General features: G+C 70.2%; 30 protein-coding genes. 2 read left to right on the top strand and 28 right to left on the bottom strand.

Features of this window, described 5'->3' with window-relative positions; translation table 11 throughout:
- Window positions 1–14 precede the first annotated feature (14 nt).
- The 6 genes from nhaA to ACQEVM_RS00125 form a co-directional block, all read right to left on the bottom strand.
- Window positions 15–1,472 carry a Na+/H+ antiporter NhaA gene (gene nhaA, locus ACQEVM_RS00150; protein ID WP_433073102.1) on the bottom strand — a complete coding sequence of 486 codons (1,458 nt, stop codon included), beginning with the start codon at window positions 1,470–1,472 and terminating at the stop codon, window positions 15–17.
- A gap of 220 nt (window positions 1,473–1,692) precedes the next feature.
- On the bottom strand, window positions 1,693–3,651 hold the full coding sequence (gene acs / locus ACQEVM_RS00145; RefSeq protein ID WP_433073099.1) for an acetate--CoA ligase: 1,959 nt from the start codon (window positions 3,649–3,651) through the stop codon (window positions 1,693–1,695).
- A gap of 268 nt (window positions 3,652–3,919) precedes the next feature.
- Entirely contained in the window at window positions 3,920–4,960 is a 1,041-nt protein-coding gene (locus ACQEVM_RS00140; protein ID WP_433073096.1) for a methyltransferase domain-containing protein, read from the bottom strand.
- 95 nt (window positions 4,961–5,055) lie between these two features.
- A complete protein-coding gene (locus ACQEVM_RS00135) occupies window positions 5,056–5,952 on the bottom strand; it encodes a radical SAM protein (protein WP_433073093.1) in 897 nt (298 codons plus the stop codon).
- Window positions 5,953–6,059: 107 nt separating this feature from the next.
- Window positions 6,060–6,497, bottom strand: a complete 438-nt coding sequence (locus tag ACQEVM_RS00130) for a hypothetical protein (protein WP_433073090.1) — start codon at window positions 6,495–6,497, stop codon at window positions 6,060–6,062.
- A complete protein-coding gene (locus ACQEVM_RS00125) occupies window positions 6,494–6,871 on the bottom strand; it encodes an ATP-binding protein (protein ID WP_433073087.1) in 378 nt (125 codons plus the stop codon). Before ACQEVM_RS00125 ends, ACQEVM_RS00130 begins: the two co-directional genes overlap by 4 nt.
- A 312-nt stretch (window positions 6,872–7,183) precedes the next feature.
- Between ACQEVM_RS00125 and ACQEVM_RS00120 the strand changes: the two genes are divergently transcribed.
- Window positions 7,184–8,056 (top strand): DUF5753 domain-containing protein, encoded by an 873-nt coding sequence (locus tag ACQEVM_RS00120; RefSeq protein WP_433073084.1) that lies wholly within the window; start codon window positions 7,184–7,186, stop codon window positions 8,054–8,056.
- Window positions 8,043–8,258 (top strand): DUF397 domain-containing protein, encoded by a 216-nt coding sequence (locus ACQEVM_RS00115; RefSeq protein WP_100581177.1) that lies wholly within the window; start codon window positions 8,043–8,045, stop codon window positions 8,256–8,258. The genes ACQEVM_RS00120 and ACQEVM_RS00115 overlap by 14 nt, the downstream gene beginning before the upstream one ends.
- A gap of 58 nt (window positions 8,259–8,316) precedes the next feature.
- On the opposite strand, the gene ACQEVM_RS00110 is transcribed toward ACQEVM_RS00115, so the two are convergent.
- The 22 genes from ACQEVM_RS00110 to ACQEVM_RS00005 all read right to left on the bottom strand — a co-directional run.
- Window positions 8,317–8,580, bottom strand: a complete 264-nt coding sequence (locus ACQEVM_RS00110; protein WP_433073081.1) for a hypothetical protein — start codon at window positions 8,578–8,580, stop codon at window positions 8,317–8,319.
- Window positions 8,577–8,804 (bottom strand): hypothetical protein, encoded by a 228-nt coding sequence (locus tag ACQEVM_RS00105; protein WP_433073078.1) that lies wholly within the window; start codon window positions 8,802–8,804, stop codon window positions 8,577–8,579. Before ACQEVM_RS00105 ends, ACQEVM_RS00110 begins: the two co-directional genes overlap by 4 nt.
- 26 nt (window positions 8,805–8,830) lie before the next feature.
- Window positions 8,831–9,781, bottom strand: a complete 951-nt coding sequence (locus tag ACQEVM_RS00100; RefSeq protein ID WP_433073075.1) for an N-acetylmuramoyl-L-alanine amidase — start codon at window positions 9,779–9,781, stop codon at window positions 8,831–8,833.
- Window positions 9,782–9,873: 92 nt separating this feature from the next.
- The gene (locus ACQEVM_RS00095; RefSeq protein ID WP_433073072.1) at window positions 9,874–11,820 is read right to left on the bottom strand and encodes a hypothetical protein; all 1,947 of its coding nucleotides are present in this window, start codon (window positions 11,818–11,820) and stop codon (window positions 9,874–9,876) included.
- 61 nt (window positions 11,821–11,881) lie between these two features.
- On the bottom strand, window positions 11,882–12,598 hold the full coding sequence (locus tag ACQEVM_RS00090; protein WP_433073069.1) for a hypothetical protein: 717 nt from the start codon (window positions 12,596–12,598) through the stop codon (window positions 11,882–11,884).
- Window positions 12,598–13,704, bottom strand: coding sequence for a hypothetical protein (locus tag ACQEVM_RS00085; RefSeq protein WP_433073066.1), 1,107 nt, complete (start codon window positions 13,702–13,704; stop codon window positions 12,598–12,600). Before ACQEVM_RS00085 ends, ACQEVM_RS00090 begins: the two co-directional genes overlap by 1 nt.
- Window positions 13,701–14,693: a hypothetical protein gene (locus ACQEVM_RS00080; protein ID WP_433073063.1), complete on the bottom strand. Its 993-nt coding sequence runs from the start codon at window positions 14,691–14,693 to the stop codon at window positions 13,701–13,703. Before ACQEVM_RS00080 ends, ACQEVM_RS00085 begins: the two co-directional genes overlap by 4 nt.
- Window positions 14,694–14,707: 14 nt before the next feature.
- The gene (locus ACQEVM_RS00075) at window positions 14,708–15,586 is read right to left on the bottom strand and encodes a phage distal tail protein (protein ID WP_433073060.1); all 879 of its coding nucleotides are present in this window, start codon (window positions 15,584–15,586) and stop codon (window positions 14,708–14,710) included.
- Window positions 15,587–15,588: 2 nt separating this feature from the next.
- Window positions 15,589–18,015 (bottom strand): phage tail tape measure protein, encoded by a 2,427-nt coding sequence (locus ACQEVM_RS00070; protein ID WP_433073057.1) that lies wholly within the window; start codon window positions 18,013–18,015, stop codon window positions 15,589–15,591.
- 50 nt (window positions 18,016–18,065) lie between these two features.
- Window positions 18,066–18,203, bottom strand: coding sequence for a hypothetical protein (locus ACQEVM_RS00065; RefSeq protein ID WP_159031968.1), 138 nt, complete (start codon window positions 18,201–18,203; stop codon window positions 18,066–18,068).
- A 68-nt stretch (window positions 18,204–18,271) separates the two neighbouring features.
- Window positions 18,272–18,733, bottom strand: a complete 462-nt coding sequence (locus ACQEVM_RS00060; RefSeq protein ID WP_433073054.1) for a hypothetical protein — start codon at window positions 18,731–18,733, stop codon at window positions 18,272–18,274.
- Window positions 18,730–19,197 carry a phage tail tube protein gene (locus ACQEVM_RS00055; RefSeq protein WP_433073051.1) on the bottom strand — a complete coding sequence of 156 codons (468 nt, stop codon included), beginning with the start codon at window positions 19,195–19,197 and terminating at the stop codon, window positions 18,730–18,732. Before ACQEVM_RS00055 ends, ACQEVM_RS00060 begins: the two co-directional genes overlap by 4 nt.
- 17 nt (window positions 19,198–19,214) lie before the next feature.
- A complete protein-coding gene (locus tag ACQEVM_RS00050; protein ID WP_433073048.1) occupies window positions 19,215–19,622 on the bottom strand; it encodes a minor capsid protein in 408 nt (135 codons plus the stop codon).
- Window positions 19,615–19,965: a hypothetical protein gene (locus ACQEVM_RS00045; RefSeq protein WP_433073045.1), complete on the bottom strand. Its 351-nt coding sequence runs from the start codon at window positions 19,963–19,965 to the stop codon at window positions 19,615–19,617. Before ACQEVM_RS00045 ends, ACQEVM_RS00050 begins: the two co-directional genes overlap by 8 nt.
- Window positions 19,962–20,279, bottom strand: a complete 318-nt coding sequence (locus ACQEVM_RS00040) for a hypothetical protein (protein ID WP_433073042.1) — start codon at window positions 20,277–20,279, stop codon at window positions 19,962–19,964. The genes ACQEVM_RS00045 and ACQEVM_RS00040 overlap by 4 nt, the downstream gene beginning before the upstream one ends.
- Complete coding sequence (locus ACQEVM_RS00035) at window positions 20,276–20,665, bottom strand: hypothetical protein (protein ID WP_433073039.1); 390 nt, start codon at window positions 20,663–20,665, stop codon at window positions 20,276–20,278. The genes ACQEVM_RS00040 and ACQEVM_RS00035 overlap by 4 nt, the downstream gene beginning before the upstream one ends.
- Before the next feature lie 4 nt (window positions 20,666–20,669).
- On the bottom strand, window positions 20,670–20,825 hold the full coding sequence (locus ACQEVM_RS00030) for a hypothetical protein (protein WP_433073036.1): 156 nt from the start codon (window positions 20,823–20,825) through the stop codon (window positions 20,670–20,672).
- 20 nt (window positions 20,826–20,845) lie between these two features.
- The gene (locus ACQEVM_RS00025; protein ID WP_433073033.1) at window positions 20,846–21,700 is read right to left on the bottom strand and encodes a phage head protein; all 855 of its coding nucleotides are present in this window, start codon (window positions 21,698–21,700) and stop codon (window positions 20,846–20,848) included.
- A gap of 15 nt (window positions 21,701–21,715) precedes the next feature.
- Window positions 21,716–22,390: a hypothetical protein gene (locus ACQEVM_RS00020; RefSeq protein ID WP_433073030.1), complete on the bottom strand. Its 675-nt coding sequence runs from the start codon at window positions 22,388–22,390 to the stop codon at window positions 21,716–21,718.
- Window positions 22,391–22,498: 108 nt separating this feature from the next.
- Entirely contained in the window at window positions 22,499–22,669 is a 171-nt protein-coding gene (locus tag ACQEVM_RS00015) for an Rmf/CrpP fold protein (RefSeq protein ID WP_433073027.1), read from the bottom strand.
- A 5-nt stretch (window positions 22,670–22,674) separates the two neighbouring features.
- Window positions 22,675–24,888, bottom strand: coding sequence for a phage minor capsid protein (locus ACQEVM_RS00010; protein WP_433073024.1), 2,214 nt, complete (start codon window positions 24,886–24,888; stop codon window positions 22,675–22,677).
- 17 nt (window positions 24,889–24,905) lie between these two features.
- Window positions 24,906–26,397 (bottom strand): phage portal protein (locus ACQEVM_RS00005; RefSeq protein ID WP_433073021.1); only part of this gene is annotated, 1,492 nt, incomplete at its 5' end.

Raw genomic sequence — 26,397 nt, 5'->3', positions numbered from 1 at the left:
CTCCGTCACTCAGATCATGCCGGACGGTCGCCGTCGGTGCGGCCCCCGGTGTCCGCATCCATTGCGCCGGTCGTGGCGGACGCCGTGCCCGGGGCCGTCGCCGCCTCGGCCCTGCGACGGTGTTCCGCGGCCTTCTCCTCGTGGATCCGCGCCATGCGCAGGTGGTACCCGGGGTCGTCCTGCTCGTAGATGTCGGGGATCCCGTCGAGGTCCTCGTCGCGATCCTCCGCCTCGGCGAGCGCCCGGTACCTGCGGTCGCGCATCTTCAGCATCACGCTCGCGATGATCGCGGCGATCAGCGAGCCGATCAGGACGGCGGCCTTGACCTCGTCCATGAGGGTGGCGTCGTCGGCGAAGGCGAGTTCACCGATCAGCAGGGAGACCGTGAAACCGATGCCGGCGAGCGAGGCCACGGCGAGCACGTCCGGCCAGGCGAGGTCCTCGTTCAGCTCCGCCTTGGTGAAGCGCGCGGCCAGCCAGGTGCCGCCGAAGATGCCCACCGTCTTGCCGACGACCAGGCCGAGGACCACACCCAGGGTCTCGGGGCGGGTGAAGACCTGCGCGATGGCCTTGTCGGAGAGGGACACGCCGGCGGAGAACAGGGCGAAGAGCGGGACGGCCAGCGCCGCGGAGAGGGGGCGGACGAGATGCTCGATGTGCTCGCCGGGGGACTGCTCCTCGCCTTCCTCGCGATGGCAACGGAGCATCAGGCCCATGGCGACGCCGGCGATGGTGGAGTGGACCCCGCTGTTGTACATCAGCCCCCAGATGACCAGGGCGAGCGGGACGTACACGTACCAGCCGCGGACACGCTTGCGGAGCAGGAACCAGAAGAGGGCCAGGCCCAGGAGGGCGCCGCCGAGCGCCAGGAAGTCGATGTCGCTGGTGAAGAACACCGCGATGATCAGGATGGCGAACAGGTCGTCCACGACCGCGAGGGTCAGCAGGAACGCGCGCAGGGCGGACGGCAGCGACGTGCCGATGACCGCGAGGACGGCGAGGGCGAAGGCGATGTCGGTGGCGGTCGGGACGGCCCAGCCGGCGGTCGAGCCGTCGCCGAGGACATTGACCAGTACGTAGACCAGCGCGGGCACCGCCATGCCGCAGAGGGCGGCGATCACCGGGAGGGCGGCGGCCTTGGGGTCGCGCAGGTCGCCCGCGACGAGTTCGCGTTTCAGCTCGATGCCGGCGACGAAGAAGAAGACGGCCAGCAGGCCGTCGGCCGCCCAGTGTTGGATCGAGAGGTCCAGGCCCAGGGAGGCGGGGCCGATGTGGAAGGAGCGGACGCTGTCGTAGCTGCTCGAGATGCCGGGAACGTTCGCCCACACGAGTGCGGTGATCGCGGCCAGCAGGAGCAGTACGCCACCCACGGTCTCGGTGCGCAGGGCATCGGCGACGTAGCGGCGCTCGGGCAGCGAGAGTCGGCCGAGCAGCTTGCTGCTCTTGTCGTCGGTGGGGCGGGGCGCGGCCACGTGAAGGACACCTCCGGGGTGGGTTGGACGGCATGGCGAAGCACATTGCCGACCAGACTTCCCGGCGCACCCTGTGGAGTACTTATTTACGTTTCTCGTACTTTACAGGCGGCGCGCAAGGTCATATCCGGCGATCGTCGGTTGATCATCACTTTAAGTGCGAAAGGGGCATCCGGCGCGGTGCGCCGAATGCCCCTTTCCGCCGTGTCGTGCGGCCGATTCAGTCCTCGCTGCCCGCGGCGGGCAGCTTGCTCTGGATCAGGTCCATGACCGAGGAGTCCGCGAGCGTGGTGACGTCACCGACCGCCCGGTTCTCCGCCACGTCGCGCAGCAGCCGGCGCATGATCTTGCCCGAGCGGGTCTTCGGCAGTTCCTGCACCGGAAGGATCCGCTTCGGCTTGGCGATGGGGCCGAGCGTGGCGCCCACGTGGTTGCGCAGCTCGGCGACCAGGGTCTCCGTCTCCGAGGCGCTCCCGCGCAGGATGACGAAGGCCACGATGGCCTGGCCGGTGGTCTCGTCGTTCGCGCCGACCACCGCCGCCTCGGCGACGGACGGGTGCGAGACCAGCGCGGACTCGACCTCGGTCGTCGAGATGTTGTGGCCGGACACCAGCATCACGTCGTCCACCCGGCCGAGCAGCCAGATGTCGCCGTCGTCGTCCTTCTTGGCTCCGTCGCCCGCGAAGTACTTGCCCGCGAAGCGGGACCAGTACGTGTCGATGAAGCGCTGGTCGTCACCCCAGATCGTGCGCAGCATCGACGGCCACGGCTCGGTGAGCACCAGGTACCCGCCCCCGCCGTTCGGGACCTCCTTCGCCTCGTCGTCCACGACGGTGGCGGAGATGCCGGGCAGCGCGCGCTGGGCCGAACCGGGCTTGGTGGAGGTGACGCCCGGCAGCGGCGAGATCATCATCGCGCCGGTCTCGGTCTGCCACCAGGTGTCCACGATCGGGCAGCGGTCGCCACCGATGTGCTTGCGGTACCAGATCCAGGCCTCGGGGTTGATCGGCTCGCCGACCGAGCCCAGCACCCGCAGGCTCGACAGGTCGAACTTCGCGGGGATGTCGTCGCCCCACTTCATGAACGTGCGGATCGCCGTGGGCGCCGTGTAGAGGATGGTGACGCCGTACTTCTGCACGACCTCCCAGAAGCGGCCCTGGTGCGGGGTGTCCGGGGTGCCCTCGTACATGACCTGGGTGGCACCGTTGGCGAGCGGCCCGTAGACGATGTACGAGTGTCCGGTGACCCAGCCGATGTCGGCGGTGCACCAGTAGACGTCGCTCTCCGGCTTCAGGTCGAACACCGCGTGGTGGGTGTACGCGGCCTGCGTCAGGTAGCCGCCCGAGGTGTGCAGGATGCCCTTCGGCTTACCCGTGGTCCCCGAGGTGTAGAGGATGAACAGCGGGTGCTCGGCGTCGAAGGCCTGCGGGGTGTGCTCGGCGGACTGACGCCCGACGATCTCGTGCCACCAGACGTCCCGGCCCTCGGTGAAGGCGGTGTCCTGGCCGGTGCGCTGCACCACGAGAACGTGCTTGACCTGCGGACACTTGCCGACGGCCTCGTCGATGGCGGGCTTGAGCGCACTGGGCTTGCCGCGGCGGTAGCCGCCGTCGGCGGTGATGACCAGCTTGGCGTCGGCGTCCTGGATGCGGGAGGCGACGGCGTCGGCGGAGAAACCGCCGAAGACCACCGAGTGCGCCGCCCCGACACGGGCGCACGCGAGCATCGCGACGACGGCCTCGGGGATCATCGGGAGGTAGACGGCGACGCGGTCACCTGCGACGACACCCAGCTCGGTCAGGGCGTTGGCGGCCTTGGAGACCTCGTCCTTGAGCTGTGCGTAGGTGATCGACCGGCTGTCGCCGGGCTCACCCTCGAAGTGGAGGGCGACGCGGTCGCCGTTGCCGGCCTCGACGTGCCGGTCCACGCAGTTGTACGCGACGTTCAGCTTGCCGTCCGCGAACCACTTGGCGAAGGGCGGGTTGCTCCAGTCGAGCGTCTCGGTCGGCTCGGTGTCCCAGGTCAGCCGCCGGGCCTGCTCGGCCCAGAAGCCCAGCCGGTCCGCATCGGCCTGTGCGTACGCAGCCTCGGTCACATTGGCGGCGGCGGCCAGATCGGCGGGCGGTGCGAACCGCCGCTCCTCTTTGAGCATGTTGGAGATGGAAGGACGCTCGTTCATTTGTGGGGCTCCCAACATGCGACACCGCTGTGGTGTAGACCAATCACGTAGCTGCGTGGAATTCTTCTGCGCACACGTGAGTTGGTCAACCCCTCCCCGATCCTGACATCTGCGACGCCATGCTCACAGGCCACCGCCGGCCGAGATAGGGCGTGTCGTGTCCGGAGCCGCTCTATTGCACGGCGGAACGGGCGTGGAAGTTCACCAGAACGGGCCGCGGCCCCGGTATCCACACCTGTGGATACCGGGGCCGCGGCCGTGCTGGTACTCAGAGTCTCGCGGTCCACTCCCCGCGGGCGAGGATCGTTCGGCCGTCGGGCTTGACGATCACGCGGGCGCCCCGTGCGGGAAGCTCGCCGTGCTGGAGCCAGTACCCGCGTACCTCTTCGAGGGCATCCCAGAGGCGACGGGGGCCGCCCTGGTGGACGGTCGGCGGATGGATGCCGGCCCCCACGGCGCGGGCCCATGATCCGTCTGCGTGGCTCATGAGGGCGTGCCGTAGCCCTTCGTCATCCTCCCAGTAAGCGTGTTCGATGCCCGGTACGGCGAGGTCGAGCATGGATTGCAGGTCCCATGCCGATTCAACGTCGACCACGGGGAGCGGGTAGACGCACTTCGCGGCGTCCTCCTGGATCTGGGCGGTGATCGTCTCCTTGGGGCGGCGCGCGGGGTAGTCGTCCCCGTGGCGGGCGACCATGAATCCGGCCCGGTCCCAGGAGACGGAACCGCTTGCGCCCCCGTCGGCGTTCTTCGTGGCCGTGATCAGCAGCGAGGTACCGGCGATCGTCGTAACCAGCCGGCCGCCTACCCGCAGAGCAGCGAGCCAACTTTGCGGGACGGTGCGCACGGCCACGGAAGCGACGATGCAGTCGATGCTTTCTGGGTCACACGGCAGGGGACCCGTCGCGTCGACGGTCTCGACCCGGGGGCGTAGACCAACTTCCGCGAGGCGTTCGCGCCCCACCTCGACGATGTAGGGGTCGACGTCCACGCTTAAGACCTGCGCGTCAGACAGGCGCCGGCAGAGCAGAGCCGCGCCGTACAGGCTGCCCGCGCCGACGTCCACGACGGTGTCACCATCGCCGATGTCGGCCAGGCCGTAGAGCTTAAGAAGCAGACTCGGCAGGGTCGCCGAAGACGTGGGCCGGCCCGTGGGCTCGTCGTGGGCATTCGCGTGATCGGCGTGAAGCCTGCCCACTTTGGTTACGAGCGAGGTGTCGCGGTAGGCGTCCGCGAACCACTCGTCGTCGTCGGCCGGGGCCCGCAGGTCGAACTGTTCCCGGCCTCGGCGGTCCCACCATCGGGGCACGAACAGATGGCGTGCCGTACGGGCGACGGCAGGTCGCCACGGTGAGTGGGGGGTCGTGATTCTTGCGGCGAGGTCAATGGCGTGTCGTTCCCAGGTCACGCGCGCGCTCCGAGGGCCGTGTCGGCGAGGGGGGCGAAGTCGTATTTAGGGTCGCACGCGGTCGTGTTCGCCGGTGAGCAGTCGCTCGAATCGTCGGGCGGGCAACCTTGCCCGTGTACGGGCATGGGGATGGTGGCGGCGAGCTCGGCCACGCGGGGGCCGCGAAGGACGTTCGCGAGTCCCTGCTCGCGGACGTTGCCAGCGATCAGCCACGGGGACAGGATGCACCCGTTCACGTTGCCGTCCGGCGAGACGGAGATGCGGGCGCGGAAGCAGTGGCCACACAGCTCGCTCACGCTGGGGGTGTCAAGGGTCTGGTCGGCGGCGCGGCCGACCTTGCGGGTCCGGTCGATCCGGATACGGGAGATACCGAGGGAGCGCAGATCGTCGGCGGCCTCCTTGACGCGCTGGCCTTCGTTCACCATGACGACGGCCGCCCGCATGGGGATGCCGTAGGCCAGGGCCTTGATGATGTTGGCGCGGGTGAGCTTGTGGGATCCGGGGCCGTTGGTCACGGCGTCGTGCTGCTCGGCCTGGTCGCTGTAGTAGCTGACGGCGAGCTGTACGCCCGACTGCTGAAACGCGCGCCACATGCGGGGCTGCACGATCTTGAGGTTCGAGAAGACTTCGACGCGTAGGCGCCGCTCACGGGCGTGGCCGATGTAGTCGGGGAGGTGCCGGTCGAGGGTCGCCTCGCCACCGATGAACTGAATCGTCGGGATTCCGAGACTGGCCGTGTCGTTGATGACCCGGTGCCAGTCCTCGGGGGTCATGGTGGGAGCCGCGGCCTGGGGGCTGCTGTTGGTGCAGCAGTGGTCACAAGTGAGGTTGCATTTGGCGGTCAGCTCGCACTCGACGGACTCGATGGCGTGCTCAATGGCGGTGGTGCTCACGGTGCCTCCTGGTGGTCAGGATGGGGCGGCGCGGTCGCCGCGGGGCGTGGAGCAACACCCCGCCCGGGGAACAGCCGGCACCCGGGCGGGGTGCGATCTGGGGTCGGTCAGAGCCAGCCGATACGGCGGTCTGCCTTGTAGCCGACGGTCCCGGTGAGGATGCGGTCGGGACTGGATGCGGGCAGGAACGCATCGAGGCATACGCCGAGATGCACTGTGCGAAGTGCCTGGGTGCGGGCCGCCCAACTGCGCGTTGGGGCAGGCAGGGTGAGGAGCGACTCGGGGTGCCCATAGTCGAGGGCCCACGTTCCGCACACGTAGTAGAGAAGGTGGGCCGTGCGCGGGTATCCGGGCCCTTGGTGCAGGTCTAGGCCGGCGGCGATTCCGCGTAGGTACCGATCGACGGTGGTTCCCCGCCGTTCGTGCGCCTCGGGGTGTCCGAGGGTGACGTACGTCCGGCCGTCGTGGGGCAGGGCGTAGGAGACGCGTACCTCGCGCAGGAACGCGGGTCCGGGCGTGACTGCGCGCGGCAGGATGATGGTCACGCGTTTGCCATCCAGCGCAGTTCGGCCCATACGGCCTTGCCCATGGGGCGATCATCGACGCCGTAGGTGACGGCGAGAGCGTCGAGGATGAACAGGCCCCGGCCACGCTGGCGTTCGTCGGACTCCGGCAGTTGGCGAGGGTGGCGGCGGCTGGGGTCGTGCACCTCGATGCGGGTCGCTCCGGTGCGGGCGTCGAGGACGACGCGCACGGAGTCGCCCGGCTCGGTGCCGTAGCGCACGGCGTTCGTCACCAGCTCTGAGAGGACGAGCAGCACATCGTCTACGTGCTCGTGAGGGGCCCCGGGGGCTTCGTAGTTGACGAACTCACGTGCCCACTCACGCGCGGCTCTGACCAGCGCGGGAGTGCTGTCCATCAAGAACTGAGCGGGCGGACCGATTGGGGGCGTGCTCGTTCCTACGGGTAAGCGGCGTCGGTGCATGGTCACCATGCGAATCCTTTCGGGCACACGTGCTGACCAGCGCAGAGGGGGTCACGCCAGCTAAGGCACTGCGATATCCGTCACGTCTACCTTGCTCTTCCAACTCGCCGTAGTGCAAGGGAACTCACGCTTTCGTAGAAATTTGCATATGCCCGCGCAACGCGGTCGCGCGTGATAGATCACGGATGACATGACCTGGTGCGCACGGCAGACTGTCGCGCAAATGGCCAGTAGGGAGGGGACACCGTGAGCGCGCCCACCGTTCGCCGTCGGAGGCTCGGCACCAAACTCCGGGCGCTTCGGGGTGAGCAGACCCTCGAAGAGATCGCGGAGCACAGCGGCGGGCGGTTCGTGGCCTCGAAGCTGAGCCGGTTGGAGAACGCCAAGAGCGCGGCGAAGGTCGAGGACGTAAACGACCTGCTCGACCTGTACGTCGACCTTGGGCGGGAGGTGTCCGACGAACTGCGGACGGCGCTTCTGACTCTGGTGAAAGAGGGTTCTCAGCGCGGGTGGTGGCACAGCTATCGGGGTGTGCTGACGCCCGTCTACGAAGACTTGATCAGTCTCGAAGATGATGCGACCGAGCTATTCACCTCACAGCTCGGCGCGGTTCCGGGTCTGTTTCACACCTCGGAGTACGCCCGCGGGATCATCCGGGCGACGGCGATGAACGAGAGCGTCGAGGCCAAGGTCGACGCGCTCGTCGAGGTGCGGCTCGCAAGACAGGCAGTCCTCACCCGAGACACCAACCCTGTCAAGCTGTGGGCCATCATCGCCGAAGGTGCGTTGCGCACCCGCACCGCGGATCCGAGCATCATGGACGAACAGCTCGGACGGCTGCTCTCGTTGGGGAACCGACCCAATGTGAACATTCAGGTCTTGCGATCCGACGCGGCTTTGCACGTCGGACAACTTGGGTCGTTCAGCCTCATGAGCTTCGGTCACCCTGACCTTGACGTGGTCCACACTGAGAACCTGACCGCTGCTCTGTACGTCGAGGAGCCGGAACAGGTAGCCACCTACCGGGAGGCCGCGGTGAGACTCAGGGCCGCCGCGGAGTCCGTCGAGAAGTCGGCGGAACTGATCAAAGAGATAAGGAACCAGCATGACGCACATTGAAGACGCCTCCACCCTGGCCGTGACCTGGTGGAAGTCGTCGCGGTCCGACACCGGCGCGCAGTGCGTCGAGTGCGGCATCGTCGATGCTGGCAGGCAGATGGTTGCTGTGCGCGACAGCAAGGCGCCGGCCGGCCCCGCGCTGCTGTTCTCCTTCGACGCTCTCGGCGCCCTGGTTGACGGGATCAAGTCGCGCGGGCTCTAGCTCAACGACGAAACCGCCCCCCGTACGGCCGTTCGTGGCCGTACGGGGGGCGTTGTTGTTATCGGGCGGTACCGGCCTGCCAGAGAGCGAGCAGGGCGCCCACGACGGCGACCAGGGCCGCGAGGGAGGGAAGTGGCCAGCGACCTCGTTCGAGGGCGTCGAGCCTGTTCTCGTGGTCGGCGACCTGCTTGTCGGTCTGGTCGGAGCGCTGTACGAGCAGGGCGAGGCTCCCGTCGATGCGGGTCATGCCGACCTCGACGACCGCGCGCAGCCTTTCGAGTTCGAGGGCGACGCCCGTGTCGTCCGGGGCCGGCGGGGTCATTCGGCGACCTCGTCGACCAGGCCCAGGCCGACGCGGTCGAGCAGGGCCTCGACGGCCGGGAGCTGCATCACGCGGGCGAGGCCGCCCGCGATGGCGAGGGCGCCGGCGACGTACGGCAGGGCGTCGGGGATGCCGGCCGCTGCCACGATGGCGGGCAGGGCAAGGGCGAACGCTACGGCGGTCTGGAGCGCGGTACGGATGCTGCGCTTGGTGGCGGGGGTCATGGTGGAGCTCCGTTCGTTGCAGGGGTCTACGCGGCCACGGTGAAGCCGTGGTGCTGGGCAAGGGTGGTGAGCGAGGAGCGGCCGGGGATGCCGTCGGCCGCGGTGCCGGTGTAGCCGCATCGGCGCTGCCACCGCTCGTACGCGTCGCGGGTGGCGGAGCCGAAATGCCCGTCGACCAGGGCGCGGGCGAGCATGCCCTCGGCGGCGAGGGCGGCCTCGACGATCCGGGCGCCCGGGTAGCTGACCGGGGTACCGGAACGGGGCGGGTCCTGGCGGGCCGCGGCGATCAGGCGGGACAGGGACACGACCGGCTGCGGGTCGGGCTTGGGGGTCGGCTTGCTCGGCGCCGGCTTGTCGTCGGCGAGGAGCTCGGCGACGCGGCTGCGGATCTTGTCCATGGTGAGCGCGGGCCCGCCCGGGTGGCCGATCGGGCCGCGGGGGTCGACCTTGCCGGGCTGCCACTCGGAGTGTCCGAGCACCGACTCGGGGCCCCACCCGTGCGCGCGGCAGATGCCGGCCGCGGTCCGGGCGATGGCCTCGACCTGCTCGGCCGGCCACGGGTCGGCGCCGTCGCCCTCGTTGATGCACTCGAACCCGTAGTAGTGGCGGTTCCCGTCGGTGCTGGCCTCGTTGTCGGCGGGCAGGGGGGAGCGCTCGGCGATCACCGCGGCGAGGACGTCGGGATCCCCGGATCCGGCGTGGTTGGTGCGGCCGTAGCCGATCAGGTGGACGCGGCCGGCCTTGTCGATGACGCCATGGCACAGCGGGCCGGGCAGGCTGGTGTATCCGGTGCGGCAGAGCTCGACGGAGTAGTCGGTTCCCGTGGTGACCGTGTGGTGGATCATCACGCCGTGGAGCGGGCCCCACGGGCCCTTGTGGTTGCGGTTGTGGGTGCGCCATGCGCCGACCTCGACGACGTCGACGCCCTCGCCGCGGATGGCGTTGCGGAAGGTGTCGGGGAGTAGGGGGGTTGCCATGTGGGGTGTCCTCCGGGCATGAAAAAACGCCCGCGGCGCGGTGCCGGGGCGTACGTGGAAAGGGGGGATCACGTACCGATTTCGGTATGTGGTCAGAGCATGGCGAGCGCCATGATTGCGGGGTCGAGGCCGACCTCGCCGGTCGATTGGTTCACCGTTGCCGGTAGCGAGGTCTGGCCGCTGGGGATGCACCAATGCCGCTGGAAGGTGGTCCCGACGTAGAAGTTGCCGGGATTGGCGGGGGATTCGTTCTGTATGTGCATGTAGTAGAAATCGGTGCTGCTGCCGGCCGACATCAGGAACGCGGCCCAGTAGCGGCCGGGCGCGAGAACGACGGGTGCGCTTAGCGCGATGGGCACGGCGCCCACGTGGTTGTTCACCGCTCCGGGCGCGGTGCCGGCGAGCTGGCCGGCCATGGGTACGGACGACACCAGGCCGGACGTTGCCACGCGCGCGCCGGCCTCGTTGTAGATGCCGACATAGAAACGTGCGGCCGGGACGGCGGTACTGCCCGCCCACCCGCGCGCATGGATGGCGACGGCGTTGACCTGCGTCGACTCCGTGATGTTCATTCCGGCGAAGTAGATTCGGCCGACCGTAACGGCCTTGGGTGGGGTCGTCGGGTTGGCCACCGTGGCGGGGTCGACGTTCCATGCCTGAAATCCGAGGGCCTGGGGGGTCCACTGGTTGCGTTCCCCGCCCACGGTGAATGTGCGGCCCGAACTCTCCTGGACCTGGAGCTGTCCGCCGGTCGACCAGAGCGCCACGCCGGTGGCTTGCAGCGCGCTGGGGCCGGTCCCGTTCTCGACGGCGAGGACGCCCGTAGTCGCTGCGCCCATCCCGGTGGCGCTGCTCCCACCGACGCGGACGTTCTTGTTCAGGTACAGATTTCCGAGCGGGAAAATTGCGCTGCCCGTCTTCCGGACGCCGAAGAGATCGACGCCCGTGTCGCTCTGGACCTTGAGGGGGTCGGCGCTGGTGGCGTCGGCCTTGAGGATGACGGGCACCGCGGCGGCCACGGCGGCCACGTCGGCGGCGGTGAGCGTTACGGCTCCCGCCCCGTCGGGCGCCTTCGCGTTGACGGTCTTGACGGTGCCCCCGCCGATGTCGGGAAGCTGCGCGGTCGGGACCTTGCCGGTAGCGTCGAGGGCGGCCACGCCGTTGGCTGCGCCCCGGGCGGCCGTCGCGAGGGCGTTCACGTCGGCCGCGGTAAGGGTGATATCCGGGCCGACCTTGGTGTTCACGGTGTTGACGGACCCGTTGCCGGGGTCACCCTTCGGGCCCTGGGCGCCGGTGGCGCCGGTGCTTCCCTTCGCGCCTGCTGCGCCGGTGGCCCCCGTCGCGCCAGCGGCTCCGGCGGGCCCCTTGAGGTTGCCGACGGCGTTACCCCAGCCTGACGCGCCGCGCTGCCACAGGTCGCCGGTGTCGGTGCGGATGAGCAGGTCCCCGGCCTTGGCGTCGCTGCTCGGCGTGCTGGTGGTGGACAGGTAGATCTGAGATCCCCGGATGTCGCCCCCGGCGCGCGCCCACGTTCCGCCGGCCTTGGCCCACTGCATGACCGTGGTGTGCGTGATCCCCTGCAACGTGCGTACGTCGTACTGCACGTACCAGTCCCCGTTAAGGCCCGTGGCGGCCGTTGGCGCGGTGGCCCCGGTGAGGATCTGACTGCCCGCTACGGGAACGTAGTTGGGGGTGGCGGGGTCGGCGGGGACGACGTCGGCGAGGTCGACCAGCGGGACCGCCCTGGGGAGGAGCACGCTGTACGACCTGTTTACGGGTACGCCAGTGAGCTGCTCCGATACGACGTACGCCCATCCGGTCGGGTTCATGCCGGGCGCGTCGGTGGCGGGTAGAACGGCCTCGAACCTGCCGGTGGCGTCGAGTGGCGCGGCGTGCGGGCCCCCGAGGAACACGTCGGAGTCGGGGAAGGTCAACATTGCCGGCGCGCGCCAGACGACTTGTCCAGTGAGGGGGGTTCCGTCGGGTGCGAGGTAGCGGCCGGAGACGGTGACGGTAGGTATGGACTCGGGCAGGCCCATGCGGCGGCTGCCCTCCTTTCTGCGGGTGGGCTAGCCGGCGGGGCCGGGCTGGTGCTGGGGTCTATCCGACGCAGTGCACGCGGGAGAACGTCGCCCAGACGGCTTCGGCGACGTTGGTGCGGCGGGCCTGGAGCTTGACGACGACCAGGGCGCCGTACTCGAAATTGGGAATGAGGTATGTGTCGTCGAAGCCCTCGCCCTTGGCGATCTCCTGGTCGTTGATGAGCAGGCGCAGTTCACCGCCGGCGCCGACGGTGGCCTTCTGGGCGTAGATGCGCACCTTGCCGTGCTCGGTCTCGATGTGCGCCTCTTGCAGCGTCTCCCACGACCAAGACTCGGTCTTGGGCCAGCGGCCGGCCTGCGCGTCGTACCAGGGCTGCGCGAGGTGCGGCCGGTGCAGTCCGCCGCGTTCGATGTCCTCGGAGATGATCGCGTTGCCCTTGGCGTCGTAGACCCTGAACACCTGAGGGTTCACGGCGTCTTGGCCGTTCCAGATGCTCAGGGCGACGCTTCCGTCGCGGCGGCGGATGATCGTGCCGAACTCGCGCGCGGTCTCCCCGGTCGTCTCGTCCTGGTAGTACGTACCGAGGTGGCCGACGCGGAAGTGTTCGGTGCCCCCGGCGGCCCTGACTTTGAGCTGTCCGCCCTCGCCGATCGTTACGTCTCCGCTCAGCACCTGATTGAGGGCCGGCCGGATGTTCGCGCGTCCGGTGAGCTGCTTGACCTGCCGTTCGAGGGACGCAATGCGGTCGAGTACGTCCTGTGGGATGTGCGGCATTACGGGACCTCCAGATACAGGCGCGCGGTCTCGGGGCGTCCGCGCTCGGGTGGGGTGATCGACATGCCGACCACGCGATAGCGGGCGTCGAGGGTGGTGGGGTGCCACAGGTCGCGGATCCGGACGCGCACTGTTGCGCCGATCAGGGCGGGGGTGATGTCACCGCCGAGCAGGACCGTGATTTCCGGGATGGTGACCGGGGCGAGGGCGGCGCGGTGGTCGGCCTGGGCGTGGGCGTCGAGGGTGGCCTGTCGCGAGACGGTCGAGTAGTCGCTGTAGCCGTCGAGGCGCGGCCATCCGGCGTCGATGTCCTCGGCCCCGACCAGCAGGGGCGAGGTAAGCGGGTAGCTCTCCGCGGCCTGGTTGCGGTTGATGCTGGCTCCGCGGCTCTGCCACGCGTTGGCCTTGGCCGTGGCGTCGGTGGGCCACGTGTAGGTGAGGACCGGGCCGGGGTGGTCGAGGACGATCTCGGCGGCGCCCGTGCGGATGATCGGGGAACCGAGTTGCAGCCGCTTGACGCGGTCGCCGTCGCTGTCGCGGAAGCTGGTGATGCGCCACTCGAACCCGCCCTCGACCTTGGCGAGGTCGTCGACCAGGTCGCCGACGCTGGGCAGGTCGTAGCGCAGATAGGTGCGGTCCCGCAGGACTCCGGAAAGGGTGGTGTCGTAGGTGATGCCGATGTCCCCGCCGGGCATGTCGGCCGTGTAGTCGAGGAGTTGGCGGACGATGTCGTACGCGTCCATCTGCGTGGCGGTCTGCGTGTCGTAGATCAGCCGCCGGTACAGGTAGCTTTCCCACCCGCCGGCCTGGATCTGCGCTCCGAGGTTCCCGCGGGCGTCGCTGGCGACGGAGAGGGTCCAGACGATCCCGCCCCACCAGATGGAGCGTCCGCGCTCGACCCATACCGCGGTTCGTCCGGGGAGGATCGCCCGGCGCGCGCGGCCGGCGAGCTCGGCGTTCGGGATCGGCACGGTGCCGGTGAGCCTGCCGGTTTTGCCGATGTAGTCGTCGAGGCTGACGCCGTGCACGGGAAGGACGTCGATCAGCTCGTCGGAGCGCAGGTCACAGAAGAGCAGCCGGTACGGGGTCACAGCACCCCCGCTCACGTGACGAAACAGCCGGATATCCGGATCTCGCGGCCGGACTGGATGGTGCCGCCGGCCGACCACGTGCGAAGGGTGATCACGCCGGAGGTATTCAGGTAGGCGGCGCCGTCGGCGAACCCGTCCGACGCCATGAGCTCCATGTCGTAGGCCGGTCGCCACCCGACGGGCAGGGTCACGAGCGGCAGATCGGTGATGTTCCCGCCGGCGGGCGAGGTGATCGTCGTCCCGGTCCGCTGCACAACCGCGGTGAACGACTGCACGCCCGCGATCCGGCGGGCGTGAAAGCCGGTGAGCGAGTGACCGGTCGCCGCGACGGCCCCGGCCGTGGTCACCGTGGGAGCCTCGGCCGGGGGCCGGTAGGTCTGCCAGGCGCCGGCCGTGGTGCTCCAGCGCTCCAGCGAAGCGCCGTTGTCGCGGTACTGCCCCTCGTAGCTGCCGGAGAAGCTCAGGCCGGAGCCGCGGGGCAGGATCCCGCCGGCCGCCGCGGTGTAGCGGCGGCGGTCGCCGAGCGCTGCGCCCCACCCGATCCCACCCGCGCCCGCGCTGGTTCCTGCCGGTACGAGGACGTCCCACAGGCGCAGGGCAGCGGCCGGGATGGTCGGCGGGGCGGGGCTGGCGGTCGCAGAGCCCTGGACGACCTCGATGCGGGCCGCGTTCGGTCCGCCGTCGAACAGGGAGTCGACGACACGGATGACCACGGAGTCGATCCGGCCGAACTGTGCGGCGCCGTCGGCGAACGTGAGGCTCACCGGGGCGTCGTTGGCGACGGGATACGCGCCCTGCGCGTCGGTGCCCTGGACGAAGGCGCGGCCGGGGCCGATCTGTACGGACATGGCGCCGGCCCCGGTGGCGCCGAACGGATTGCCTCCGGCGAGGACCCCGTCGCGCGCCCGCATTTCCGTTTCGTGGATCAGGGGCGAGGTGGGAGTGAGGCGGGTGTCTTCCCGGGTCTGCCCGGTGGACATCAGCCATGCGGAACGCACGGTCATGGGTGGGGCTCTCCTTACCAGTAGGCCGGGCGATAGCGCACGGTTGCGGTGGCGGTGGGCTCGCTGTCCGGGCCGGCGCGGAAGGCGAAGTTCGTGACGCCGGGGGCGAGCGTGAACGTCTGCTCGGGCACGCTGCGCTTGGTGGCGCTGTAGAGCCGCGAGGCACCCCGGTTGAGCAGGACGGTTCCGGCGCGGGTGTCGACGGTGAGGACGTCACCCGCAGCAAGCGGAATGTCGTACTCCAGTACGTCGCCGGTGCTGATGTTAGTCAGGGCCGGAGTGGTGACCGGGCCGCGGAACTCGACGACGGGATGTGACTCGGCGTCGCCCGCGTTCACCACGACCAGGGCCCCGGAGCTCCCGGGGGTACCGAAGTTCAGCGGCCACCCCATCGGCCACGACAGACCCGGTTCGGACGTCGGGAGAGTGGCCGCGACGACCTGCTCGACGACCCCGTACCGGCGAGGATCCGACGCGACCCATTCGACCGCGCCGCCGACGATCGTCCCCAGCCGGTAGCCGGGGCCGGCCGGGACGCTGCGCCGCACCGCGCGGGCGTAGACGAGCAGCGGCCCACGGTCGTCAAGCCACGCCACGAGGGGGAGCTCATCCACCCGCGGGACGGTGCCCGCGTTCAGGGCCCCCACCACCGCGCCGATCCGGTCCCGGGGGGCCCGGACGATCAGACCGTCGAGGCCGATCGTCCGGGCTTGGGCCAAGAGCAGCCCGGGGTACGCGCCGTGCGCATCGCTGCGCGCCACGGACCCGGAGTCGAGGGCAGGAAGTTCTTCCCACCCGGTGATACCGCGCCAGCGGTACGGGGTGCCGGGGCCGAGCAGCAGGTCGCCGTACTGCACCTGCCCCGGCCGGCTGATCAGGTCGCCAGGGGCCATGGTCACCCCCTCGCCTTTGCCAGCCACGCAAGAGCGCGGGCGTTGTCGTCCGGGGTGCCCTGCTCGGCGGCGTGCCAGTGCTCGACGTGCACCGTCGCGCCGCCCCCGTACCCGCCGGCCCCGGCCGCGCCGCCCCCGTACGGGGATCCGGCGCTGCCGGCGAACCCTGCGGAGAGGCCCGGCACGGCCGGCATCGGCACGAGATTGGCCATGGTGCGCTCGACCGCACCGGAGCCCGATTCGATGCCCTTGACCAGGCCCGCGGGAATCCACCGACCGATGTCACGCGCCATGACACGCGACGGACTGTGAATTCCGAGCGCCTTTGCGATGGGCCCCGGAATCATGTTCTTGGCGAACGACATGAGCTGACCCTTAAGCCAACTACCCATGGACCGAACGCCGTTGTAGAGGCCGCGGACGACGTCGACGCCCTTGTCGTACAAGAGATCGCCCAGATTGCCGAGCCCGGAAGAGATCATGCCCGGCAGCCCGCGAACCCAACTCACGAGCTCTTGCGCCTTGCGGATCGTGCCTTCCTTGATGGAATCCCAATGCTTGATAATCAGCCCAACCAAACTCCAGTTGAGGAAGAAATTAACGAGCATCTGCGGGAGGCCGCGGACCCAATCCACAATGGAATTCCAGACCCGTTGGGTACCGGACTTGATGGAATCCCAATGCTTGATAATGATTCCGACAAGGGTGAAGTTCAGGAACAGGTCGAGCAGGAACTGTCCAACCTGCTGGATTTTCTCCCACACCCACGACCATGCGGCACTCGTGGCATTGACGATCGTGTCCCAATTCGCGACGACGAGCGCAACAATGCCGACAATGGCCGCGATGATCAGCCCCACGGGGCCCATGGCGATAAGCCAGGCAGCGGCCATGCGCGCCGCCTGAATCAAGCTCTGAGTGCCCATGAGGACCCATGCGCCGACCACGCGGAGCGCGGCGCCCGCGGCGCCGACTCCCTGCGCCACCCACCCCGCGAGAATCGTGGCGTTCGCGGCAAGGAAGGAGCCGACCGCGCCGGCCCCCGCGGCGCTCTGGGCAAGCCAGGAAGCGACGACGGCCGTTGATGTAGCCCATGCCTGCGCGGCAAGGGCGATCAGCGTGGGCAGGAAGAACGTCAGGATCAGGCCGCCCGCGATCATGAACGCGGTGGAGTGCTCGGAGACGAACCCGGCCGCGGTGCCCAGGCCCCGCCCGAACTTCACGGCGTACTCGGCACCCGTCACCAGCGCCGGAACGACGTAGTTCCCGACGACCTCGACGAGCCCTTGCATTGCCCCGCGCTTGAACGCCTCGAATTTCGTCGCAGCGTTATCGCGCAAGGCGTCACCGGCTCTATCGGTGGCACCCTTTACGTCGCCCAGAGCCTTTACCGCCGTGGACGGATCGAGCTTATAAAGGGCCCCTTGCAAGTCCTCGGCTTTGGTGCCGAAAAGAGCGACTGCCGTTGCATTGCGCTCGGCGGGATCCTTGATTCCCTTTAGTCGGGTGATGACGTCGCCGAGTGCGGCCGATGCCTTCGGCCCACCGTCGGTGAAAGTCTTCGCCATCGTCTTGGCGTTGAGCCCGATGGACTGGAAAGCCTCTACGCTCCCCTTGGACATGTCCTTACTGCGGATCGCAAATTCCTTGAGCGCGTCGCCGACCGTATCCGCATCGCGTGCACCGCCCTGCAACCCCTGTTGCATGAGACCCATTGCGGTCTGAGCGTCAAGGCCCAAGTCCCGGAACTGGGTCGGATATTCACTGAACGTGTCGAGCAAATCCTCGGCGGAGTTGACGCCGTTCTGGGTGCCCTTTACGAGCACGTCCATAGCCTCTTCGGCGGAACTGGCTATGCCCGTCTTGAGCATGACACCAACGGCCCGTGAGACCTTTCCGACGTCCTCGCCCAGGACGGCGGCGGTATCCGCCACGTTGGCGCCCATTGCCTTTATCTGGCCGTTGGTCGCCTCGGGCGGCAAAAGGCCATTCTGGGCAATCCCCTTGATGACGTCGGCGCCCTGCTCGACCGACTCGACGATCGCCCCCGCGTACAGGTCGCCGGCCGCCTTGCCCTGCTTGGCGGCGACGGGGCCCGTCGTGCCTAGCTGGGCCTGGAGCAGGCCGGCCGTCTTCTGCTGCGCGAGGGCCTCGCCGATACCGGCCATGAGGGCGGCGCCGATTCCGGCACCGACCGCAGCCCAACCGAACGCGGCGAGCGCCCCGCCCCCGCGGGATCCGGCGTCGTCGGCCCCCTGGGCCATGCCGTCGGCGAGGGCTGCCCCGGCCTGGTCGCCGGCCCGGTCGGCCTCGGCGACGATCGTGTCGCCGGTCGAGCGCATCGCGGCTTCGGTGCGCGCCAATCCGGCCTGTGCCGGCCCGTCGTCGATGGTGATGGTGCCGAGCAGTTCACCGACAGTGAGGGCCACCGGATCACCTCCTGTCGGGGGTCATCCGGCGCCGTGGCGGCCGGGGTGGTTCAGCCGGCGGGTATGCCGGTCAGTGCTGCGATCTCGGCCGGGTCGGTCACGGCACGCGGGGTGCGCTGCCAGGCGGCGGCGAACCGGGACTCGCCGGACAGGCCGGAGACCAGGGCGAGGAACCTGCGGGTGGACATGCGGGCGAGGTCAGCGGCAGGGGTGCCGTACTCGCGGGCGAGGTCGGCCTCGATCGCCGACCAGTTCGTCAGGACGGCGCGCCAGAACGTTTCTTCTTGCCCGTCTTCGCTCGCCTGGTCGCCCGGTTCGGGCCTGCGGCTTTTCCCGCTTCCTGCTCGTCGTAGAGCTCGGCAGCGCGGGGAAGGGTGACGCTGCCGGGGCGGCGGACGTTGGCGGCGGAGAAGATCAGGAGAATGCCGAGCTGCCGGTCGGTCATGCCGTGCTCTGCCCACGTGTTGAGGACGTCCCCGCCGAACAGGATCGCGAGGAGCTTGGCGACGTCCTCGGGGTCCTGGGAGTCCTGCACGCGGGTCATCAGGAGCGTGAACATGATCGGGAGCGACTCCGGCAGGACGTACGTCTTGCCGTACAGGGTGAGCCGTTCCCGGGGGCGAGTGGCGAGCTCCTCAACGATGAACGCGTCGAAGTCGGTGGCGTCGGCCTGACCCGCGTCGGGCCCGTGGTCCTGGTCGAGGTCGAGGTCGGTCACGGGGTCACCGCCGAAACGGTCGCCGGACCGCACCGGACGAACGAGACGCTCCAGGACGTCTTGTCGTTGTTCCCGCCGGACTGCTCACCCGGGGTGCAAGTAGCTTCCCATATAGCCCACTTGGACTGGGTGTCATGGCGCCACCGGACGCGCCCCCGGGAGTCGTACCCGAAGCGGTACGCCCACACGGTGTCGATGTAGAGCTGTCCGGGATCCTGCGCCTTGGTGGTCTTGTCGATGCGGTACTGACCTTCGAGTTCAAGGGACGCGCCGCGCTGCATCACGTCCTGCTCGTAGTAGCCGGCGGAGTCGAAAGCCGTGGTCTCGGCCGTCTCCTCGTTCTCGCCGGGGCTGTGGCTCCACTGGGTAAGTCCAGCAATCGGGATCCACTTCGGCGTCTGGGCCGTGGCGTCTTCCACCTCGAACGTCCAACCGCGGGCGTCGATGGGCCGGGTTCCGGCCATAGGGGGTACCTCCTGAATTACGGGGCGGCGCAGACGTCGAGGTCGAAATTCACGACGTGCTCGTGTCGGCCGGCGGGGTCGGTGCCCATGGGGGCGGGGGTGCCGCGGGCGGCGGCGAGGATGAGGGTCGAGCCGTCGGCGAGGGCGACGTCGGTCCGGCCGTGCAGCGCCCGGCACAGGGCCTCGGCGCGGTTGCGGGAGACCCGTGGGTCGGCGGTCCCGCGGACGCGGACCTGTAGGCGGCGCTGTTCGGTGTCGTCGCGGGCCTCGGGCGGTCCGGCGTCGTACAGGGACAGGGCGACGGCCCGGTCGGGCGCGGGCGGCATGGCCTCGACGAACGTGTCGCCGGTGCGGCCGGCCGGGTCGTAGGTGAGTAGGCCGGTGGCGGCGAGGTACCGGGCGAGGGAGTCGAGGAGATCAGCCACGCATGGACCTGCGGACCTGGGCGGCGATGATCTCCGCGACCGTTCCGGCCTCCTCGGCGAGGGGGCGTTCGAGGTACTTGGCCGTACGGCCGCCGTCGTGGCGTAGGGACATGTCCTCGTGCTGGCGGACGGCGTACGGCGTATCGAACGAAACGCCCGCGGTGAGGGCGGCCTCGTCGATGGTGGCGACTCCGGAGCGTTCGAGGGTGGCCTCTTCGATCGGCACCCGGGCGCGGGCGCGTTCGAGGACGTGCTCGGCGGCGAGGCGCAGTCCGCGGGCGGCGCCTTCGCGGGTTCCGCGGAGCGCTGCGGCGCCGTTCCATGTGAGGCGGGCGCGGCTCACTCGCACATCACCTCCTGTGTCCCGGGGACGGGCAGGCCCGGCGCGGTGTGCGGGGCGATGTGCAGTGCGGTTGTGGTCCGGCCGGACGGGAGGGTGAGGCGGGACTCGGCCGGACAGATCACGTCGGGCGCGGTGATGACTTGCGCAGTGGACGTGACCTCGCGTCCGTCGCGGCTGCGGACGGTGCGCACGGTCTCGGTGACCAGGGCGGGCACGTTGGCGGCCGGGGGCCCGTACAGCGGCCCGTACGCGCTCTCCCCGTCGTAGGGCTCGATGGTGATGCGGTGCGGCAGTAGCCACCCGGGGACGTTCACCAGATCACCCCCAGACGGATACCGGAGCGGGTGAGGGCGCGGTACGCGCGGGGGGCGAGGTCGACGGATCCCGGGGCCTGGGTGCCGGTGCGGCGGCCGGACATGGACAGGGGGCCCAAGCTGACCGACTCCCACCGGTCGTCGGCGCCGGTGCCGTCGACTCCGGCGGCGAGCTGGTACTCGACCTGCGCACAAACGGCGTCGGCGAGGGCGGCCACGACGGTGGGGTCGGTCGGCATGCCCGCGGGGTCGGTGTCGTACAGGGCGGTCGCGAGGGCGTCGTCGACGTCCTCGGATGCGCGGGCGAGCAGCCGGTCGGCGTCCGGGGGCGCTGGCTTCCCGGACCACGCGGTGAGCTGCTCGGGCGTGGCGTAGACCCTGCCCACGGGGTTACTCCTCCTTCACCTTCCGGGCAGCAGAACGCCCCGTCGCCCGGGTGGGCGGCGGGGCGCTGTCGGCCTCCTGCTCCTGGTGCTCGTCGTCGTTCGGCGGGGCGTCCGGCTCGGGGCCGGGCTCCTCGCCCTGGTGGTAGCGGCGCAGCAGCATCGCGGCGGCCTCCTTCCTGATCAGGTCGCGGCGAGCGTGCCGACGCACACCCCGCGGTCGTCGAGCCGCTTCACGGCGTAGTGCACGTTCGTGGTGATCACGGTCGTGCGCTTGAGGATGTCGCGGTCGGTCTCGACGATCGGCCGGCGCTTGTAGAGGGCGCCCAGCGCGTTCCGCTTGAGGACAAGGAACTTGCCGGCCGCGACACGGTTGGTTACGAAGATCGGCAGTCCCGCAATGGCGCCGATCTGGCCCGTGCGTACGGCGGTGTCGGCGCCCAGCTTGGACGCGTCGATGAACTGCGGGTCGAGGGCGGCCTCGGCGTGCTGCGCCGAGTTGAGGAACAGGCCGGCGAACTCGGCCGGGTCCCACTCGTCGCCGAATCGGGCGAGGGCGGGTACGACGGCGTCGGCCCACGTGAACTTGGTCTTTCCGGCCGCGGTGGTGAAGCTGAGCGGCGTACCGCCACCCTGCGCGGTCTCGTCGGCGCCGGCCTGGGCGATCAGGGCGGCGTCGACCTTGCGGGCGGCGAGGATGCCGAACTGGCGCTGTGCCTCGGCGCGCGGGTCCCCCAGCCCGGTCAAGAGGGCCTTGTCGGTGATCTCGACGGCCTTGCCGGCCTCCTTGATGGTGGCCTTGCTGGCGCGCTGGCCCATGACCGTGGTGGTCATGGCCGTGCCCTCGGTGAGGTCGTCAAGATCGCCGATCGCGTCCCACGTCGGGAAGTCGATGGTGTCGCCGGGCTGACCGACAAGGGTGTCGTCGGTGAGGACGGCGCCCGATCCGAGGACGCGTACGGCCCCCAGGAACTTGGCCTGCGCGAGGTCGCCCCAGACTTCGGGAACGATCAGCTTGTCGGCGGTGGTTGTGGGCATTCGTGCCCTCCTTGCTTACTGGGTTCCGGCGAGGCGCCGGTACGTGGCGGGGTCGGACTGGAAGAGTTCGGCGCGCTCCGCGTACGGCATGCGCTCGAACTGGGCGGCGGTGATGCCCTGGGGCTGCGCGCCGCTGAACTCGCTTCCGCCGACCGTCGGGCCGGCGGGGCGGGTGCCGAGACGGGGGTTCGCGAGGACGGCGGCTTTGATCGCGGCGGTGACGGCCGCGGCGTCGGTGGGGTCGACGTCGGCGAGGGAGTCGGCGAACGTCCGGGAGTCGAGCAGGGCGTCGGCGTCGGCCCCGGCCGCCGCGGCGGTGCGGTAGACGGCGAGCTCGACGGCGGTCTGTCGGGCCTGCGCCTGCGCGGTGGTGAGCTGCTGGGTGAGCTCCTCGGGGGTGGCCTGCTGTCCGGCCCTGCTGGGGTCGAGGATTCCGAGGAGCTGCGCGGTGAGCTCGGAGCGCGCGTTGTCGGCGGCCTGCTGCTTGGCGGTCACCCGTCCCTTGCCGGCCTCGGCGCGCGCGGCGGCGAGGTCGGATTCGAGTCGGGCAATCGTGGCGGCGCTGTCCTCGCCGGCCGGGGCCGGCGGGTCCGCGGGCGGGGTCGGCGGCGCGGTGTTCGGGTCCTGCCCGGGAACTGCGCCCGGGTCGCCCTGCTGGCCGGTCGGGTTGCCGGGGGTGGGGGTGCTCATGGGGTCGCCCTCCTGGGGCTGGTGGGCCCGCTCCTGGCGGGCGTGTGGGCATGCGAAAGGGGGCCCGCTCCTGGCGGGCCCCCTGGGTGCTGCTGGTCGGTGGTGCGGCTACTCGGCGGCGGTCTGTCCGGCCTCGCGGCGGGCGGCGGCGTAGCCCTTGATCCACATGGTTCGGAGGATCGAGTCACGGCCGTACGGGCAGGCGGTCGCCGGATCGTCGCCGCGGCCGGCCTCGGTGCCTTCCTGCTGCGCGCGGATGATGTCGGCTCGCGTTCCCATGGTGGTCATCTCCGGTTCTGCTGGTCGGATTCGTTCTTGCGGGCGCCGTCTGCCCAGCGCTGGCGCTGGCCGGTGGCCTGCTCGATGAACTCGGCCTGAGTCAGGCGCCCGTGCTTGGCCCACCACTCTTTCAGCTCGTCGGACGCGCGGCTGTAGGCGATCCGGGCGGGCCCGCTGAACAGGGCGCCCGGGTCGTGTCCGGCCGCTACGGCCTTCTTGTTGAGCAGGTATCCGTTGCAGTCTTCTTCGGCGGCGAGGTACTGCCGGTACGTGTGCTCGTCGTACAGCTCGCGGGCTTGGCGGCGGGTGAGCCGCGGCCCTTCCTCGGCGGCCTCCTCGGCGACGGCCGCGGCCCTTCCCTCCCCTACTGCGGCGTTCCATGCGGCATCGTCGGCGAGGGCTCCCCACCCGTCCGGGTTGGGCGCGGGGTCGAGGGTCTCGGCGAGGGCGTTGCGGTCGGCGAGCAGGTCGTCGACGGCGTTGCCGGTGGCGGCCGGCGCGGGCAGGGGGACGGGGTCGCGGCGGTCCATCTCGTCGGCGATCCGCAAGAGCTCGGCCGGGTCTGCGTAGGACATGGCCCATGCGAGCTCGTCGTCGCCGACCTGGTCGAGGTCGACGCGCAGCGTGCCCCCGGGGAAGTGGCGGGCGAGCAGGTCGCGGCGCGCGGCCTCGGCCGCGGTGCCGTCCCGGTCGTGGGGGGCGTTGCGGTAGCGGGCGGCGAGCTCGTCGTCGGACAGGTTCACCAGGTCCCGGCGCACCCCGGGGAGGTTGCCGGCGCGGTTGCGGCGGTGGACCTCGGCCATGACGCGCATGGTGTCGGTGTCGTCGGTGTGCGGCAGGATCCGGGCGAGCTCGTCGTCGGACAGGGTGAGCAGGTCGTCGGCGAGGCGTCCGCCGGGGCGGGCGCGGTCGAGCAGGGCGTCGAGGTCGCGGCGGTCGGCCTCGGTCTCGATGCGGGCGCGGGCCCGGTCGTCGAGCAGGTTCGAGCGCATGGCGGCGGCGAGCTGGTCGTCGCTCATCTCGCGTGCGGTCCGCTCGTCGCCGGACCACAGCCGGGCGGCGTCGACCTGCTCGGGCGTCGCGGGGGTCCGCGGCTGGGGAAGGTTCGAGGCGCCGGGCTGCTCGCGGTGGCGTAGCCGGCGGAGCTCCGGGTGTGCGGCGAGGTGCGTGCGCATGGCGCCTTGCCACTGGCGCACCTTGATCCCTGCGGCCTGCTTGGCCTCGGGGGTGACGGCGGCGACCTGGCGGCGCTTGTACTCCCTGATCTTCCGTTCGAGGGTGCGCTGTCGCTGTCCGGCCTCGTACCCGTCGGGGTCGCTGTCGGCGTCCTCAAGGGGCGTCAGACCTGGGGTGTAAGCGCTGGTGGAGTGGCGACAGTTGGGGTGCTGAAGTCCTGCGAGGCGGGCCTCGTCGAGGGATCCGGCGACGGGCACGGCGATCATGACCCCGTCTTGGGTGGCGTGCTCGACGTGCACGGTGCGGGGGCCGGCGGGCCCGCCGATCGTCAACACCTTGCGCTCCCACGGACGGCAGAGCGGGCACTCGCGCGGGCTGCTCGACACGACGACCAGGTCGACGCCGTGCTCGGTGAGGGTCCGCGTGTGGGCCTCGGTGGCTGCGCGGCCGGTCGCTGTCCGGACGGCCATTTCCGCATAGCTGGTGAGCTGCCAGCGGCGGCCGGACACGTCGCGGAAGTCGGCGACTCCCTCGTCGGCCCATCGGCGCATGGCGTCTTGGGTGGCTTGGCGGCGGGTGACGGTCCCGAGTGCCACGGTGGCCGTGACCTCGGAGACGACGGCCCGGTACCGGTCGACGGTCGTGCGCAGAATGCTGCGGTGAGCGGCGGTGAGGACGTCGACGGTTTCCTGTGCGAGGCGGTCGACGGCCTGCGCGTTCGGTAGCCGGTCGTCGACCAGGGCGCGGGCCTCGTCGGACAGGGCGCCCAGTTCGGCGGCGGCGGCGCGGTGGCCTTCGTTGTACGACTGGGCAACCGCGTCGTGGACGTCGAGGGTGACGGCCTGGGCGAGCTCGTCGACGACGGCCTGTGAGGCGCGGCGCATGGCCTGGACGGCGCCGAGCTTGCGCTCGGCCCACCCGGGCGCGTCGAGCCCTTCGGCGAGGGACCGGGCGATGATGCCGAGTAGGCGTTCCTCGGCGGTCGCGTACAGGTTGCGGGTGCGCTCGGCGAGGGGCTCGACCATGCCCGGGTGAATCGGCACGTCTCACCCCCTGCCGGTCATGCTGCGAGCGGGAAGTTCCCCACAGGATCGGGGGCGGCGGCGCCGGTCTCGGCGAGGATGGCCTCGACCTCGACCTGTACGTCGTCGTCGTCCCATTCGGGGTGGAGGATGCGCACCTTGGTCTTGGTGGAAACGGCCCCGGCGCGGGCGAGCAGGTCGAGCGTGGTGGCGGTCTGCTGCTCCGACTCCGCAACCCCGTCGCCGAACTCGACGCTCGGGCGCTCCGGGGTGATCGGTGTACCGAACTGGGCACGGTCGAGCAGAAGCATGACGTGCAGCGCGTCCGTTATCCCGTGTCGCCAATAGCCGGCCTTCTTCCGGCGGGTCACCATCGACCGTTGGTCGCGGCTGTCGGACTCGGTCGCGGTGATCGCTTCACCGGATCCGTGCAGGCCGAAGCTCTGGGCGCTGTAGCCGGCCGACTGGGCGGCCTGTCGCATGATCGCTTCGGCGCTGCGCTGGTGCTCCTCGACCCTGATCTCGAACTGACTCAGGGTGATTCCGGTGCCGTTCTCGGTGGGCGGAATGTTGAGCTGCTCGTATACCTCGCGGTCCTCGAACGTCGCTCCGCGGCCCGGTCCGTCGTTGCGGAGATAGCCGGCCGGAACGATCAGGCGGGCGCGGGCGAGGCGGATGTCGCGCATCCAACTCGTCCACACGGTGTCGAGGTTGTCGAACAGGTCGTAGAGCGGCGCGGCGTAGTCCGACCTACCGATCGGGGATCCCCGGTGAAGACGGTTCGGGCCGATGTTGGGCACGTAGGTGCACGTGAGCAGGGGAATGCCGGTGCTGATCGTCTGGCCGTTCCCGTCCGGGTCGAGGGACTCGGCGAGGTCGGCGGTTGCCGGGTGCTCGGTGAGCGGCACGGTGCGGCCGACGTTGTCGGACGTCCCCAGGTACAGGGCGTGAATCACGCGGCCGGGCTCGTGCCGTTCGAAGTGGCGCCACACGGTGTGTCCGTCGCTACCCGGGAGCTCCTCCCAGAACACGCACGCACGCAGCATGCCGAACCGAAACTCGGGGATCGCGGCGTCGGGCTGTACGACGGTGAGCAGGGGTCGGGCTGCAAGCGTCTTGTCCCACGTCACCCGCAGGAAGATCCCCGACAGGGCGGCGGCCTGCTCGGCTGCGCCCAAAAGGATCTGCTGAACGCGGCCCTCGTCGAGGAGCTGCTCGGTGCGGGCCTGGGTGGCCGTGTCGGCGGTACGGATGGCGGGCATGTCCGCGAACAGCAGGTCGGCGGACGTGGAAGCGATATCGCCCGGCAGGGGCACGTGTAGGCGGTGGTCCTGGCGGGCGGCGAGGGGCTGCTCGCGGCGCCCCCACAGCCGGCGGCGGGCGCCCTGGTGCTCCTCGGTGCTGTGCACGCGGGTAAGGCGGCGGGGGTCGCCGGAGTACCACGCGTCATCGGTACGGATCCGGTCGTAAATCGGTGCCCACTGCGGGGGCGGCCACGGGGCGCCGGTCTCAGGGAGTGCCACGGGCGGT

Origin of the sequence: Streptomyces sp. CA-243310 (assembly GCF_050936775.1) — a bacterium.
Classification (GTDB): domain Bacteria; phylum Actinomycetota; class Actinomycetes; order Streptomycetales; family Streptomycetaceae; genus Streptomyces.
The sequence above is the reverse complement of the archived record's forward strand: the minus strand, read 5'-3'. Positions and strand labels throughout refer to the sequence as shown.